Here is a 14224-nt window from a genome sequence, read left to right as displayed (position 1 = left end):
ACCCTCAGCGATCGCAGCGAAAGAACACGCCCGACTCCGCTGGCGCCTTGCCGGTCACCTGCACCCTGCCGCCGTTCTGCCGGCAGTACTCCGCGGCCTCGGCCGAGGTCCCGGCGCGCATCGAGCCGTCGCGCATGCGGAGCACTTCGTGGGAAGGCGCACCGCAGGCCGACAGCAGCCCGAGGACGACGAGAGCGAGGGGGAGGGCGATGCGGTTCATGTGCAGCACTGTAGCGCGGCTCGCTACAGCGTCTCCGACGGATCGAAGTCGAGTTCCACCTTGGCCCCGTTCGGGTCGTGACAGAACAGCTGCCAGGTGCCCGCGCCGGCCTGCTGGCGCAGGTCGTACTGGATGCCGCTCTGGTCGAAGCGAGCCTTGACCGCGCGCAGGTCCTTGGCCGAGAACGCCATGTGGTCGATGACGCCGGTGCGCTGCGCCGGCACCGGCCGGCCGAAGTAGAGATGCAGCACGGCCTGCGGGCCGCTGCCGTACAGCCATGCGCCCGGAAAGCCGAGGTCCGGCCGGTGGCCGACGCGCAGGCCCAGCAGGCCGGTATAGAAGGCCAGGGTCTTCTGCTCGTCTTCCGCGGTGACGGTGAAGTGGTTCATGCCGACGATCATGGGGGCCTCCGGTTCGAATCCGATGATGAATGAATGAGCGGATGCGGGCTCAGGGCACCAGCACCAGTGCGCCGATCGTGGCGCGTGCCTCGAGCTTCGCATGGGCCCGGGCCGCGGAGTCGAGCGCGAAACGCTCGATCGGCGGCAGGCGGATCGCGCCATCGGCGAGCGCGCGCCAGACGCGTGCGGCTCGCTCGGCGAGCTGTGCCTGCGTCGCGACATAGTCGAACACCACGGGGCGCGAGAAGCTCAGCGACTTGCCCACCAGCGCATCGGGCGGCAGCGCCGCGAGCGGGCCGCTGGCCTGGCCCAGGCTGATCCAGTGGCCGCGGCGGGCGAGCGCCGCGATGTTCTCTTCGCGCGCCGCATCGCCGAGGCCGTCGATCACGACATCGGCGCCGCCGGCTGCCCGCTGCACTGCATCGGCGAAACGGTAGTCGCGCGTCACGATGACGTGCTCGCAACCGTGTTCGCGTGCGATGCGCGCCTTCTCCTCGCTCGACACGGTGCCGACCACCACCGCGCCGAGGCGACTCGCCCAGGCGCAGACCAGCAATCCGACGCCGCCGGCCGCCGCATGCACGAGCAGTCGCGTGCCGCGCCCGATGCGGCCGAGATCGTGCAGCAGGTAGTCGGCGGTGATGCCCTTGAGCAGCAGCGCGGCTGCAACGTCGTCCTCGATCTCCACCGGCAGCCGGACGACCTGATCCGCCGGCACGCAGCGCACGCTGCAGTAGGCGCCCGGCACGGGGCCGAGGTAGGCCACGCGGTCGCCGGGCAGGAAGCCCGAGACGCCCGGGCCGACATCGAGCACACCGCCCGCCGCTTCCATGCCGAGCACACCCGGTGCGGCGCTCGACACCGGGAGCATCGACGGAATCCAGCCGCGCCGCAGGTAGACGTCGATGAAGTTGATGCCGATCGCCCGTTGCGCGATGCGCAGTTCGCCCGGGCCCGGCGCAGGCACCTCGAAGGCCTGCGGGTAGAGCTGGTCGGCGTCGCCATAGCGCGCGAGTGCGATCCTTCGACCGGGCACCGGCAGCGCGCCTGGCATCGCGTCCTGCGGGCTGGGCCGTCCCGGCGCCTGCCGGTCGGCGCCGCCGCGCAGGTAGCGGCGCAGGTCCTCGAATCCGGTCTCGTAGACGCCCTGCGCCACGGTGTCGCGCAATTCCTGCTCCATGCCCGGAGGGGTTGCAAAGGACGATGCCCAGTGCCAGAAGGTACGGTTGCCGTCGGTCACGCGCGACAGCGTCACGGTCGCCACGTAGCGCTGCAGCGGCAAAGTGGCCTCGACGATGCAGTAGGTGCTCTTGTGCTCGGTATCTGAAAGCGTGAGCAGCTGCTCGCGGATCCGGTTGCCGTCCTTGAGCGTGAAGCTGCGCACGCAGCCGACCTGGTCGCTGCGCTCGCCGCCCTCGATGTGGCTGGCTGCGATCGCACTGTGCCACTGGTCATGGCTGTTGAAGTCGCGCAGCACCGCCCAGACGCGTTCGATCGGCGCATCGATGATCGCGGAGCGCATCACCTTCTGCAGCATGGCGGTCAGCGCAGCGAGCGGCGCTTGAGGGCGTCGAAGCCGGCCTGGAAGACGCCGTTGCCGATGGACTCGGTCAGCTCTCGCTCCCGGCCCGGAGCGCAGTCGAACTCGGCGCTCCATTCTGCGAAGCAGCGGGCGCCGTCGGTCACCGGCGTGAGCTTGAGGGTGGCCGTGTAGTTGGCCACGCCCATCGGGCTCTCGAGGATCTCGTAGGTGCAGCTGTAGTCGTAGTCCGAGAGCGCTAGCAGCCGCTCGCGGATCATCCCGCCGTCCTTGAGATGGAAGTGGCGGATGCAGCCGACCCGGTCGGCCGGCTGGCCGTTCTCGATCCGGCTGTCGGCGATCGCCGGATGCCACTGCGGCAGGCCGTTGAAGTCGCGCACGCGCGCCCAGACGCTGTCGGCGCCGGCATCGATCACGCTCGACACATACACGTTCACCATGCGCTATTCCTTGGGTGCGGAGGGCAGTGCCGCATGGGCGCCGCTGGCGTCGCCGACCAGTCGCTGTATGTCGCCGCCCTCGATGCCGATCTCGCGCAGCAGCTGGTCGACCAGCGGCGCCTGGGCGCGAAAGCGCAGCGCCGAGTTGACCAGCCCGTCGGCGAAGTTGCCGCCGCCGTCGCCGTTGCGGCCGCCGTCGCCGGACGAGCCGCCGAGGCCGTCCACATGCAGGATCTTGATGCCCTCGATGCGTTCCAGGGGGCGCACCGATTCGCGGATGATGCCCTCGGCCTTCTCGACCAGCTTCATGCGCAGCGCCGACATGCGGGCCTCGGGCGTCAGCATGTTGTGCGATTCGTTCATCATGCGCGCTGCCTCCGCCTCGATCTCGGCACGCACGCGGATCGCCATCGAACGGATCTTGTCCGCATCGGCATCCGCCTCGGCCTGCGCTCGCACCGCGGCGCCGCGCGCGGCACTGGCATCGCTCTCGGCCTGGGCTGCGGAGGTCAGGCGCAGCGCGTCGCGCTCGGCGACCTGGGCCGCGGCGATCAGGTCGATGGCCTTCTTGCGCTCGGCCATCTCGACCTCGCGCGCGGTGAACACCTTTTCCTCGGCCGACACCGCGAGCGCACGTGCGACCTCGGCCTCGGCCTGGGCCTCGCTCTGGGCCTTGCTCTCGCGTGCCACAGAGATCGCGCGCTGCTGCTCGGCGAGCTCGAGCGACATGCGGCGTTCGATCTCGGCGCCCTGGATCGCACGTTCCTTGCCGATGCGTTCGGATTCCAGCGTCTGCTCCGAGCGGATTCGGGCCTGGTCGATGCTCTGCTTGGCGGCGATCTGGGCCGACTCGGCATCCTGCTCGCGCTTCGCGCGCTCGGTCGAGACCTCCGAGCGCTGGCGCGCACGCGCCATCTCGATCTCGCGCTGCTGCGCCAGCCGCGCGTGTTCGCCCTCGCGGTCGATGTCCAGGGAGAGCTTCTCGGCCTCGAGGTTCTTGTTGCGGATGGCGATCAGCGTGTCCTGCTCGACGTCGTTGCGCTGCTTCTTGCGGTGCTCGATCTGCTCGGTGAGGCGGGTCAGGCCTTCGGCGTCGAAGGCGTTGCTCGGGTTGAAGAACTCCATGCCGGTCTGATCGAGTTGCGTGAGCGATGCGGCTTCGAGCTCGAGGCCGTTCTTGGTCAGGTCCTCGGCCACCGCGTCGCGCACCCGCTTCACGTAGGCGCCGCGGCGTTCGTGCAGCTCTTCCATGGTCATCTCGGCGGCTCCTGTGCGCAGTGCGTCGACGAACTTGCCCTCCAGGAGCTCCCGCACCTGGTCGGGTTCGAGCGTGCGCAGGCCCAGCGTCTGGGCCGCCGCGGCCACGGCCTCCTCGCTGGTCGCGACGCGCACGTAGAACTCGGCGATCACGTCCACGCGCATACGGTCCTTGGTGATCAGGGCCTTGTCGCGGCCGCGGCTGACCTCGAGCCGCAGCGTGTTCATGTTGACCGGGATCACGTCGTGCACGATCGGCAGCACGAAGGCGCCGCCGCCGAGCACCACCTTCTGGCCGCCGAGGCCGGTGCGCACGAAGGCCCGCTCCTTCGAGCTGCGCAGGTAGAGCCAGTGCAGCAGCCATACGGCGAGGGCGACGACGATCGCGATGACGATCAGCGCAAGGATGAAGCTTCCGAATTGGGCGCCTGACATGGGTCGGTCTCCTCAGTTATCGCGGGGGTCGGGTGATCTGCATGAAGCGTCGAGTGGTCTCGGTGAGCGCGGCCTCGGTGGGCAACCGCTCCATCGAGCTCGCGCCATAGAAGCCGTGGCAGGCCGGGCAGCGCGCGAGCACGTACTCGGCGTCTTCGGGCGTCGCGATCGGACCGCCGTGGCACAGCACGATCGCCTGCGGGTTCACGGCGTGCGCGGCGGCCGCCCAGGCATTGATGCGCGGCACGCAGTCCGCCAGCGTGAGCGCGGTCGAGGCGCCGATGGCGCCACCGGTGGTGAGCCCCAGGTGGCACACCACGATGTCGGCGCCGGCGCCGGCCATGGCGCGTGCATCGGCTTCGCAGAACACGTAGGGCGTGGTGAGCAGGTCGAGCGCGCGGGCGCGGGCGATCAGATCGACCTCGAGCGCGTAGCTCATGCCGGTCTCTTCGAGGTTGGCGCGGAACACGCCATCGATCAGGCCGACGGTCGGGAAGTTCTGCACGCCCGAGAAGCCCAGCGTCGCGAGGCGTCCGAGGAATTCGTCGGCGATCATGAACGGATCGGTGCCGTTGACGCCGGCCAGCACCGGCGTGTTCTTCACCACCGGCAGCACCTCGTGTGCCATCTCGCAGACGATCTCGTTGGCATTGCCGTAGGCCATGAGGCCCGCGAGCGATCCCCGGCCGGCCATGCGGTAGCGGCCCGAGTTGTAGATCACGATCAGGTCGATGCCGCCGGCCTCTTCGCACTTGGCCGATAGGCCGGTGCCGGCGCCGCCGCCGATGATGGGACGACCGGCGTCGATCTTGGCGCGCAGGCGGGTCAGCAGGCTGCTGCGGGAAATGCGGGGCATGGTGCGGGTCCTCCTGTCGTTCTTCGTGTATCGCTCAGGCGCGCCGCGCATCGACCGGCAGGCTGCGCGCGACTTCGCGCCAGGCTGCCACCAGCGCATCGGCAAAGGCCTCGTCGTTGATGTGCAGGGGCAGCCGCAGCAGCTTGCGGTCGGGCCCGCCGCGAAAGCCCTGTTCGATGGCCGTGAACAGCTGCCGGTCCGCCTCGGGGTCGTGGAAGGGCTGGCCGGGGCGGTCGATCGCCGAGACGCCGCCCTCTGGAATCAGGAAGCGCACCGGCCCGCGCATGGCATTGAGCTTGGCGGCGATGAATTCGCCGATCGCGCGGCACTCGTCGGCCGAGGTGCGCATCAGCGTCACGGTCGGGTTGTGGCGATACAGGCGCCGGCCCCGGAAACGCTCGGGCACCGTGTCCCAGGCGCCGAAATTCGCCATGTCCAGCGCGCCGCAGGAGCCGACATAGGGCAGGGCGTGGCGGGCGAAGACGTCGAGCCGCGCAGGGCCGGCCGACAGCGTGCCACCCGCGATCTCGTCGGCGATCTCGGTGGTCGAGACATCGATCGCGCCGGCGATCAGTCCCGACTCGGCGAGCTTCTCCATCGACTGGCCACCGACGCCGGTGGCGTGGAAGACCAGGCAGTCCCAGTCGTCCTCCAGGCGCTTGGCGACCGCCTGCACGCAGGGCGTCGTGACGCCGAACATCGTGAGGCCGATGGCCGGGCGCGTCACGCTCGACACCACCGGCGGGTGCGCGATCATGCCGGCCAAGGCATGGGCCGCGTTCGCCAGCACCAGCTCGCTGATGCGGTGGATGCCCTGCACGTCGGTGACCGAATACATCATGCAGATGTCGCTCGGTCCCACGTAGGGCCGCGTGTCGCCGCTGGCCATGGTCGAGACCATCACCTTGGGGCAGCCGATCGGCAGCGCGCGCATGCCCTGCGTGGCCATCGAGGTGCCGCCCGATCCGCCGGCCGAGATGATGCCGCCGAGGTCGCGCCGGCCCGCGAGGAAGGCCTCGAAGGCCAAGGCCATCGCGGACGTGGCACTGCCGCGGTCGTTGCTGAAGACGGCGCTCTCGCCGCCCGGATGGTGGCGTGCCACCTCGCGCGGATGCACGCTGGCGGACGACGGCTTGCCCGAGGTCGAGAGGTCCACCGTGACCACGCGCAGGCCGAGCTTCTCGAGGCACTGGCGCAGGAAGGACAGCTCACGCCCCTTGGTGTCGAAGGTGCCCGCCACGTAGGCCGAACGCTCGCTGCTCGCGGCCACGGGGAACTCGAAGATTCGAGGTCCCGGGCTCGCGGTCACGATGCTCGAAGCAGGGGCGGCCTCGGGTTCGGCGGCCGGTGCGAGCCGCGCGATGTCCGCCACCGGTGCCGCGGTGCCGCCGGCGTTCCAGCGCGTGAAGCCGCGTACCGTGCTCGGTGCCAGGTCGTCGAGTGAGGGCGCGCCCTCGCCATGGGCACGCCGCACGGTGAAGACGCGCGGGCCGTCGGCTTCGTCGAAGTGGGGTGCCTCCGGTGCCGCGGGTTCTTCGTCCTCGGCAACGCCCGAACGCACACCGAGCAGCCGCTCCTGCAGTTCGCGGTCGGCCGCCAGCTGCGCGGCCGGCATCTGCTGCGCGATGCGGCCGTTGACCATCAGGCCGATGCGGTCGGCGACCGAGATCGCGACGCCGAGGTTCTGCTCGATCAGCAGCACCGCGATGCGGCCTTCGGCGGCGAGCTCGCGCAGGGCCTGCGCCACCTGTTCGACGATCACGGGCGCCAGGCCCTCGGTGGGCTCGTCCATCACGAGCAGCCGGGGGTTCAGCAGCAGCGCGCGGCCGATCGCGAGCATCTGCTGCTCGCCGCCCGAGAGCTGCGCGCCGCCGTGGTCGCGCCGCTCCGCAAGGCGCGGGAACATCGTGTAGACGCGGTCGACCTCGCGCCGGCGGCTGGCCACCAGCCGCAGCGTCTCGTCGACCGACAGCGAAGGCCAGACCCGGCGCCCCTGCGGCACGTAGGCGATGCCGCGCTTCGTGATCTCGTTGGGCGCGAGGCCGAGGATTTCCTCGCCGGCGAGCCGGATGCTGCCGCGCGCCGGCACCAGGCCGGTGATCGCGTTGCACAGCGTGGTCTTGCCCATGCCGTTGCGCCCGACGATGCCCAGCACGCCGCGTTCGAGCGTGAGCGCCACGCCCTGCAGCGCATGGGCGCGCCCGTAGTACACGTCGAGCGCATCGATGACCAGGGTCGGACCGGCATTCGCGGCCGGCGCTTCGCGATCGGGGCGAAACCAGGCCATCAGTGCCGGCTCCCCATGTAGATCGCCTGCACCTGGGCGTCGTTCTCGATCTCGCCGGGCGTGCCGGTGCGCAGCACTCGGCCGTTGTGCATCACCGTGACGCGATCGACCACGCGCAGCGCGATGTCGAGATCGTGCTCGATCAGCACGAAGCTCATGTGGGCCGGCAGCGAACCGAGCAGCGCCACCAGTTCGCGCCGCTCGGCCGGCGACAGGCCCGCGGCCGGCTCGTCGAACAGGATCAGGCGCGGCGCGCCGGCCAGCGCCATGCCGATCTCGAGCTGGCGCTGCTGGCCGTGCGCCAGGTTGGCGACGCGCTCGTCGGCGATGTGGGTGAGCCGCGTGCGCTCGAGCAGGTCCTGCGTGGCGCGGGTCGACGCATGGCCCGGTCCCGCGCGGCGCAGGCTGAAGCGGCCGTTGCCGACGCCGCGCACTGCGAGAAAGAGGTTGTCGCGCACCGTGAGGTCGCGAAACAGCAGCGAGGACTGGTACGTGCGCCGCAGGCCCTTGCGGATGCGCTCGTGCGGCGGCAGCTCGGTGATGTCCTCGCCGAAGAAGAAGATCCTCCCGGCGGTGGGAGGAAAGTCGCCGGTGATGGCATTGAACAGGGTGGTCTTGCCGGCGCCGTTGGAGCCGAGGATGGCGTACTTCTGCCCGGCCGCCACCGACAGCGACACATCGTCCACCGCGCGCAGGGCGCCGAAGGCGCGCGTCACGTTGCGCAGCACCAGCGCGTCGTTCGAGGCGAGCGTCGGACGCGTCGCCGTGGCCGTCCCTGGCGGGGCGGCCACGGCAGGTCGGAGCTGGACGATGGAGGCCACCGGTTCGGCGTCGGTTCAGGGGCAGGCCGGCACGTCGCGCGAGCCGATCTTGAACTCGTCGGGCTTCATGCCGAGCAGCTGGTCGACGTTGTCGATCTTGCTGTGCACCTTGTTGAACAGGTTGCCCTGCGGGTCCTTCACCACCTCGGTCACGAAGGTGGTGCCGATGGCCTGGCGGTTGCCGTCCAGCTTGACGTCGCCGGTCGGGGTCTTCAGCGTCATCTTCGAGAGCGCCTCGCGGTACTTGGCCTGGTTGTTGGACAGGTCCCCGTTCACGGCCGCCAGGCCGTCGAGCGCGGCCTTCATGTTCACGTAGTAGACGTAAGCGAACAGGCTCGGGCTCGGGAAGCCACCGGCCGACACCGGGTAGGTCTTCTTGTAGTCGGCGACGAAGGCCTTCCAGTCGGCGCCTTCGTAGGCATCGGCCAGCGGGCCCGCGGAGAGCGTGCCGACCAGCGAGTCGCGGCGCTTGCCCTTGTAGTTCAGCACGTCCTGGCTCACGGTGATCGAGCCGCCGAGCATGGGCTTGTCGCCGCCGGAGTTCTCGTACTGCGTGAGGAAGTTGACCGCGTCGGCACCGCCCAGCACGACGAGCAGCGCATCCACATCCTTCGGAATCGTGGCGATGACCGAGGAGTAGTCCTTGCCGCCGAGCGGCACCCAGGCCTTGACCGGCACCTTGCCGCCGAGCTTGCAGTACTCGGCCATGAAGCCCTGCACCTGCGAGTAGGGGAAGGCGTAGTCCTCGGCGATCACCATGGTGCGCTTGTAGCCCTTGGCCAGCGCCGCCTTGCCAAGGCCCATCATCCACTGGCCACCGTCGGTGTTGAAGCGGAAGAAGTTGGGGCTCGGGCTGGTCAGGGTGGTGCCCTGCGCGCCCGAGCCGCCGTTGATGAAGGTCACCTGCGGCTGGGTCTTGGAGTAGTCCTTGACCGCGATGCCCTCGCCGCCGGACAGCGGGCCGACCATGATGTCGACCTTGTCCTGCTCGACCAGCTTGCGCGTGGCATTCACCGCCACGTCGGGCTTGGCGTCGGACGAGGCCTTGATGATCTCGATCTTGCGGCCGGCGACCGTGCCGCCGCGCTCCTTCACGGCCAGCTCGGCGCCGCGCATGCCGTCGGCGCCGCCGGCCGCGAACGGCCCTTCGAGCGTCGCCAGCAGGCCGATCTTCACGGGTTGGCCCTGTGCCCAGGCCTGGCCGAGCAACGCGGTTGCAGCTGCCGCACCGAGGATGGAGCGGGTCCAGATTCGCTTCGTCGTCATTTTCACGGTTGTCTCCTGTGGTTGGAAGTCGTTGGCTTTCCCGGGCCGAAGCGAAGCCGGAGCTTCGCCCACAGACCGAGCAGGCCGTCAGGGGAAAACAGGACGATGGCGAGGAATACGCCGCCGATCACGAGGTTGAAGCGTTCGCGGTCGATCAGGTCGATCGCGAAGGTCTGGAGCAGCACGAAGATCAGCGCGCCGAGGAAGGCGCCCAACGGGTGCTTGACGCCGCCCAGCACGGCGATGACCAGGATGTTGATGAGCCAGCCGGTGCCGACCGACCCGGGCGTCATCAGCGCGTTGTACCAGGCGAGCAGGATGCCGCCGACCGCTGCGAGCAGGCCCGACAGCGCATAGGCCGCGACGCGGTGCGTGACCACCGAGTAGCCGAGCGCGCCCATGCGACGCGGGTTGTCGCGAATGCCCTGCAGCGCGATGCCGAAGGGCGTGCGCACCACATGGCTGACCAGCGCGTAGGCGGCCAGCGCCGCGGCCAGGGAGAGCGCGTAGAACGGCACGGGCTCGCGCCAGTCGATGCCGAACACGTTCGGCGGCTTCAGTTCGCGCAGCCCCTGGAAGCCGTTGAACACGCTGTAGTTCTGCAGCACCAGGTAGTAGAAGGCGACGCCGATCGCCAGCGTGATCATGATGGTGTAGATGCCTTCGGTGCGCACCGAGAGCCAGCCGATCAGCGCCGACGAGAGAATCGCGATGACGATCGCGATCGGTACCGCCAGCCACCAGGGCCAGCCCAGGCTGATCTCTGCGCTGCTGCTGTGGCCGAACACTGCCATCGCATAGCCCGCGATGCCCGCCACCGTCATCTGGGCCAGCGACACCATGCCGCCGTAGCCGGCAAGGAAGCTGAGCGACAGCGCGATCATCCCGAGCACCAGCGCCTGCGCGCCGACCTGGAAGGTGAGGAAGGGCGTGGCGACGAACGGGAACACCACCAGCGCGATCACGACCAGCACATGGCGCAGCGCGGGCCGGGGCCAGTCAAAGGCCGGTGCCGACACGGTGTCGGCGTGCTGCGCATCGGCGACCCCTTCGGCCTGCCGCGGCAATGGCAGCACGGGTCGCCCGCGAGCCACGGCCGAGGTCGCGGAGGAATTCATGGCCTTGCGCCACTGGGAAGCACTCATGGGCTCAGGCCGCCTTTCCCATGATGCCGCGCGGACGGAAGGCCAGCACGCCGATCAGGATCACGAAGGTCAGCACCACGCTGTAGGTCGGTGCGTAGGCCAGGCCGTAGGTCTCGGCCAGCCCCAGGATGGCGGCGCCGATCGCGGCACCGACCACGCTGCCCATGCCGCCGACGATGACGACGATCAGCGAGGCCAGCAGCAGCCGGATGTCCTCGCCGGGCACCATCGAGAGTTCGACCGCACCGATGACGCCACCCAGGCCTGCGAGCCCGGCGCCGAGCGCGAAGGTGATCGCGAACACCAGGTTCACGTTGACGCCCGAGGCCGCAAGCATGCCGCGGTCGTCGACGCCGGCGCGGATCATCATGCCCACGCGGGTGCGGTTGAGCAGCAGCCACAGAAGCACGCCGATCGCCACGCCCATGAACAGCAGGCTCAGCCGGTAGGCGGAATAGGCGTTGATCAGCGGTATGTTGCGGATCGGGCCTTGCAGAAACTCGGGTGCCTCCATCTGGTGGACCTGCCCGGTGAAGATCCACAGCAGGACGTCGGCGATGACGATGGACAGGCCGATGGTCACCATCGTCTGGCGCAGTTCCTGGCCCTGCATGTGGCGCAGGATCAGCCACTGGATCGCCAGTCCCGCGACGGCCGACGACAGGAAGCCCGCGGCCAGCGCAACCGGCCACCAGCCGGTCTGCGCAGCGACCACGTAGCCGATGTATCCCCCCAGCAGGTAGAGCGAGCCGTGGGCGAGGTTCACGTTGCGCATGAGGCCGAACACGAGCGTGAAGCCGCTCGCCACGATGAAGTACAGCGAAGCCAGCGTGAGCCCGTTGAGCAGCGTGACGAGGAAGAGGCGCGGGTTGCCGACCAGCGCCCAGACCGAGAACAGCAGGATCGGCCCGCCGACGAGCAGCCAGAGCGCAATCAGCCTGCGATTCCGTCGCGCCATCACGCGGCGCGCTCCCAGGCCCGCTGCGACGCGATCTCGGGTGCCTTGGCGAACTCGCCGTCCTTCATCACGGCAAGAATGCGCTTCGGGTCGCGCAGGATCGCGAGGTTGGCGAGCGGGTCGCCGTCGACCAGCAGCATGTCGGCCAGGTAGCCGTCCTTGATGACGCCGAGCTCGTCGGGCTGCATCATGATCTGGCCGCCGTACAGCGTGGTGGAGCGGATCGCCTCCATCGGCGTGAAGCCCAGGTACTTGACGAAGAATTCGAGGTCACGCGAATTCTGGCAATGCGGCGTGAAGGCGAAGCCGTAGTCGCCGCCCGGCAGCACGCGGATGCCGCGCTTGTGCATCTTGGCGAGCGAGACCACCGCGGCCTCCCACTCGATCTCGTAGCCCATCTTGACCGCCATCGCGTGGGTGATGCCGAAGGGCTCGGCCTCGTAGAGCATGGCGTAGAGGATCGCGATGCCGGGCGCGACGAAGACCCGGTCCTTTGCGGCCTCGAGCATGTCGAGCGCCTCGTCGTCGACGAAGCTCGCGTGGTAGATCAGGTCGATGCCGTGGCGCAGCGCCTGCTTGACGCTCTCGGACGAGCGCGCATGCGCGACGCCGCGCTTGCCGCGGATCAGCACCTCGCGCATCGCGGCCGCGACTTCCTCGTCCATCATCCAGGTGGTCTCGGAGGGCGAGTCGGGCGTGAAGTTGTCGCCCGAGAGGTTGAGCTTGATGGAATCGACGCCGTACTTGAGGAACAGGCGCACGGCCTTGCGCATCTCTTCGGGGCCCGAGATGTTGACGCCGAAGCTGAACTCGGGGAAAGGCAGGTGCGGCAGCGTCTCGTCGCCGAGGCCGCCGACCACCGTGATCTCCTGGCTCGCCGCGAGATAGCGCGGTCCCGGGATCTGGCCCGAGTTGATCGCATTGCGGATCACCACGTCGAGCCGCGGCTTGGCGCAGGCGGCGCCGACGCACGAGGTGAAGCCGGCCTCGAGGTAGCGCTTCGCCACCTTGGCGCACCACAGCACGTGCTCTTCCAGCGGCATGCTCTGGATCGCGGCCAGCGTGGCGGCGTCGTTCCACGAGAAGTGCGTGTGGGCCTCGCACATGCCCGGCATCAGCGTCGCGCCCGCGCCATCGATCACGGTGGCACCGCCCGGCGCGATCGGCGCCGTGCTGCGGCCGACCTGGCGGATGCGGTTGCCCCGCACCAGCACGCTGCCGCTGTACGGGTTCTGTCCCGTGCCGTCGAGGATGCGGACGTTGGTGAAGACGACATCAGCCATGGTGTGCTCCCCGAGTCAGGCCACAGCGGCAGGCCAGCGCGTAGTCCGCGCGGAACGCACCGGTGGCGCGCGATGGAACTCGCCGTCCTTCATGACGGCCAGGATGCGGGCCTTGTCCTGCAGCACCGTGATGTCGGCCAGCGGGTCGCCGTCGATCAGCAGGATGTCGGCCAGGTAGCCTTCGCGGATGTAGCCGAGCACCTTGCCCATGCGCATCATCGGACCGCCCCAGGCGGTGGCCGAGAGCAGGGCCTCCATGTTGCTCATGCCGACGTACTTGACGAAGTACTCGAGGTCCTTCGCGTTCGTGCCGTGCGGCGTCCAGGCAAAGCCGTAGTCGCCGCCCGGCAGGATGCGGATGCCGCGCCGGCGCATCGCGCGCATGCTCTCGACCGCGGCCTCGAGCTCGCGGTGGTAGCCCATCTTCGTCGTGACCTCCCTCGTGAGGCCCCATTCGCTCGCGTTGAAGCAGGTGTTGATCAGCCAGGCCAGGCCCGGCGCGATGAAGTGCTCGGTCTTGTGCGCCTCGAGCATGTCGAGCGCCTCGGTGTCGGTGAAGCTCGCGTGGTAGATCACCTCGATGCCCTGCTTCACGCACTGCTTGATCGACCAGGTCGAGCGAGCATGCGCGGCCACGCGCTTGCCCCAGGCCTTGGCCTCCTGCACGCAGACCGTGATCTCCTCTTCGGTGAACTGGCTCATCTCGCTCGACATGCCGGTGATCGATTCGCCCGAGAGATTGATCTTCACGGAGTCGACGCCGTACTTGGCGAACATGCGCACGCAGCGGCGCATCTCCTCGGCGCCGCTGACCACCGCGCCGAACGCGAATTCGGGCTGCGGCAGGTGCGGTTTCGTGGTGTCGCCCAGGCCGCCCGGCACCGTGATCTCCTGGCTTGCCGCCAGGTAGCGCGGGCCGACGATGGTGCCGTCCTCGATCGCGTTGCGGATGACGACGTCGAGCCGTGGCTTGGCGCAGGCGGCACCGACGCAGCTGGTCCAGCCCATGTCGAGGTAGCGCTTCGCCACCTCGGCACACCACAGGATGTGTTCCTCCGGCGGCATGCGCTGGATGGCGTCGAGGCTGGGCTGGTCGTTCCACGAGAAATGCGTGTGGGCCTCGACCATGCCGGGCATCAGGAAGGCCCCGGCGCCGTCGATCACCTGCGCGCCCGAGAGCGGCGCGCTGCGGCCGCCGTAGCCGGTGCGCTCGACCCGCGCGATGCGGTTGCCCTGCACCAGCACATCGCCCGTGAACGGCGCTTCGCCGCCGCCGTCGAAGATGCGCACGTTGGTGAACAGCACGTTGGCCATG

Annotated in this window: 13 protein-coding genes and 1 pseudogene; all 14 read right to left on the bottom strand. The window is 69.3% G+C overall.

Going from position 1 to position 14224, the window contains the following annotated elements:
- Nucleotides 1-4: 4 nt before the first annotated feature.
- The 14 genes and pseudogenes from QTH87_RS21350 to QTH87_RS21290 all read right to left on the bottom strand — a co-directional run bounded on the left by QTH87_RS21350 (nt 5) and on the right by QTH87_RS21290 (nt 14223).
- Nucleotides 5-220, bottom strand: coding sequence for a hypothetical protein (locus QTH87_RS21350; protein WP_286612067.1), 216 nt, complete (start codon nt 218-220; stop codon nt 5-7).
- Between the two features lie 23 nt (nt 221-243).
- Complete coding sequence (locus QTH87_RS21345; RefSeq protein ID WP_286612066.1) at nt 244-609, bottom strand: VOC family protein; 366 nt, start codon at nt 607-609, stop codon at nt 244-246.
- Nucleotides 610-670: 61 nt separating this feature from the next.
- Entirely contained in the window at nt 671-2143 is a 1473-nt protein-coding gene (locus QTH87_RS21340; RefSeq protein ID WP_286612065.1) for an SRPBCC family protein, read from the bottom strand.
- Nucleotides 2144-2163: 20 nt separating this feature from the next.
- On the bottom strand, nt 2164-2601 hold the full coding sequence (locus QTH87_RS21335) for an SRPBCC family protein (RefSeq protein ID WP_286612064.1): 438 nt from the start codon (nt 2599-2601) through the stop codon (nt 2164-2166).
- A 3-nt stretch (nt 2602-2604) separates the two neighbouring features.
- Nucleotides 2605-4293, bottom strand: a complete 1689-nt coding sequence (locus QTH87_RS21330; RefSeq protein ID WP_286612063.1) for a flotillin family protein — start codon at nt 4291-4293, stop codon at nt 2605-2607.
- Nucleotides 4294-4309: 16 nt separating this feature from the next.
- On the bottom strand, nt 4310-5149 hold the full coding sequence (locus QTH87_RS21325) for a phosphoenolpyruvate hydrolase family protein (RefSeq protein ID WP_286612062.1): 840 nt from the start codon (nt 5147-5149) through the stop codon (nt 4310-4312).
- A 34-nt stretch (nt 5150-5183) separates the two neighbouring features.
- Nucleotides 5184-6419, bottom strand: coding sequence for a Tm-1-like ATP-binding domain-containing protein (locus QTH87_RS26205; protein ID WP_353506158.1), 1236 nt, complete (start codon nt 6417-6419; stop codon nt 5184-5186).
- Between the two features lie 519 nt (nt 6420-6938).
- Nucleotides 6939-7436 (bottom strand): annotated as a pseudogene (locus tag QTH87_RS26200) (ABC transporter ATP-binding protein); the annotation flags it as partial.
- On the bottom strand, nt 7436-8257 hold the full coding sequence (locus QTH87_RS21315; protein ID WP_286612060.1) for an ABC transporter ATP-binding protein: 822 nt from the start codon (nt 8255-8257) through the stop codon (nt 7436-7438). The gene QTH87_RS21315 and the pseudogene QTH87_RS26200, both read right to left, overlap by 1 nt.
- Before the next feature lie 15 nt (nt 8258-8272).
- Complete coding sequence (locus tag QTH87_RS21310; protein ID WP_286612059.1) at nt 8273-9523, bottom strand: ABC transporter substrate-binding protein; 1251 nt, start codon at nt 9521-9523, stop codon at nt 8273-8275.
- Between the two features lie 2 nt (nt 9524-9525).
- Nucleotides 9526-10641 (bottom strand): branched-chain amino acid ABC transporter permease, encoded by a 1116-nt coding sequence (locus tag QTH87_RS21305; protein ID WP_286612058.1) that lies wholly within the window; start codon nt 10639-10641, stop codon nt 9526-9528.
- A 31-nt stretch (nt 10642-10672) separates the two neighbouring features.
- Nucleotides 10673-11626 (bottom strand): branched-chain amino acid ABC transporter permease, encoded by a 954-nt coding sequence (locus QTH87_RS21300; protein WP_286612057.1) that lies wholly within the window; start codon nt 11624-11626, stop codon nt 10673-10675.
- Nucleotides 11626-12909, bottom strand: a complete 1284-nt coding sequence (locus QTH87_RS21295; protein WP_286612056.1) for a metal-dependent hydrolase family protein — start codon at nt 12907-12909, stop codon at nt 11626-11628. The genes QTH87_RS21300 and QTH87_RS21295 overlap by 1 nt, the downstream gene beginning before the upstream one ends.
- A gap of 15 nt (nt 12910-12924) precedes the next feature.
- Nucleotides 12925-14223: a metal-dependent hydrolase family protein gene (locus tag QTH87_RS21290; protein WP_286612055.1), complete on the bottom strand. Its 1299-nt coding sequence runs from the start codon at nt 14221-14223 to the stop codon at nt 12925-12927.
- Nucleotide 14224: the final 1 nt, after the last annotated feature.

Origin of the sequence: Variovorax jilinensis (assembly GCF_030316885.1) — a bacterium.
In the GTDB taxonomy this organism is placed as follows: domain Bacteria; phylum Pseudomonadota; class Gammaproteobacteria; order Burkholderiales; family Burkholderiaceae_C; genus Variovorax; species Variovorax jilinensis.
This window is presented reverse-complemented; position numbering and strand designations above follow the sequence as displayed.

Excerpts from the sequence above, each read along its gene's own strand:
- QTH87_RS21350 (WP_286612067.1), bottom strand. The coding sequence starts at position 220 with ATGAACCGCATCGCCCTCCCCCTCGCTCTCGTCGTCCTCGGGCTGCTG.
- QTH87_RS21345 (WP_286612066.1), bottom strand. The coding sequence starts at position 609 with ATGAACCACTTCACCGTCACCGCGGAAGACGAGCAGAAGACCCTGGCC.
- QTH87_RS21340 (WP_286612065.1), bottom strand. The coding sequence starts at position 2,143 with ATGCGCTCCGCGATCATCGATGCGCCGATCGAACGCGTCTGGGCGGTG.
- QTH87_RS21335 (WP_286612064.1), bottom strand. The coding sequence starts at position 2,601 with ATGGTGAACGTGTATGTGTCGAGCGTGATCGATGCCGGCGCCGACAGC.
- QTH87_RS21330 (WP_286612063.1), bottom strand. The coding sequence starts at position 4,293 with ATGTCAGGCGCCCAATTCGGAAGCTTCATCCTTGCGCTGATCGTCATC.
- QTH87_RS21325 (WP_286612062.1), bottom strand. The coding sequence starts at position 5,149 with ATGCCCCGCATTTCCCGCAGCAGCCTGCTGACCCGCCTGCGCGCCAAG.
- QTH87_RS21310 (WP_286612059.1), bottom strand. The coding sequence starts at position 9,523 with ATGACGACGAAGCGAATCTGGACCCGCTCCATCCTCGGTGCGGCAGCT.
- QTH87_RS21305 (WP_286612058.1), bottom strand. The coding sequence starts at position 10,641 with ATGAATTCCTCCGCGACCTCGGCCGTGGCTCGCGGGCGACCCGTGCTG.
- QTH87_RS21300 (WP_286612057.1), bottom strand. The coding sequence starts at position 11,626 with ATGGCGCGACGGAATCGCAGGCTGATTGCGCTCTGGCTGCTCGTCGGC.
- QTH87_RS21295 (WP_286612056.1), bottom strand. The coding sequence starts at position 12,909 with ATGGCTGATGTCGTCTTCACCAACGTCCGCATCCTCGACGGCACGGGA.
- QTH87_RS21290 (WP_286612055.1), bottom strand. The coding sequence starts at position 14,223 with ATGGCCAACGTGCTGTTCACCAACGTGCGCATCTTCGACGGCGGCGGC.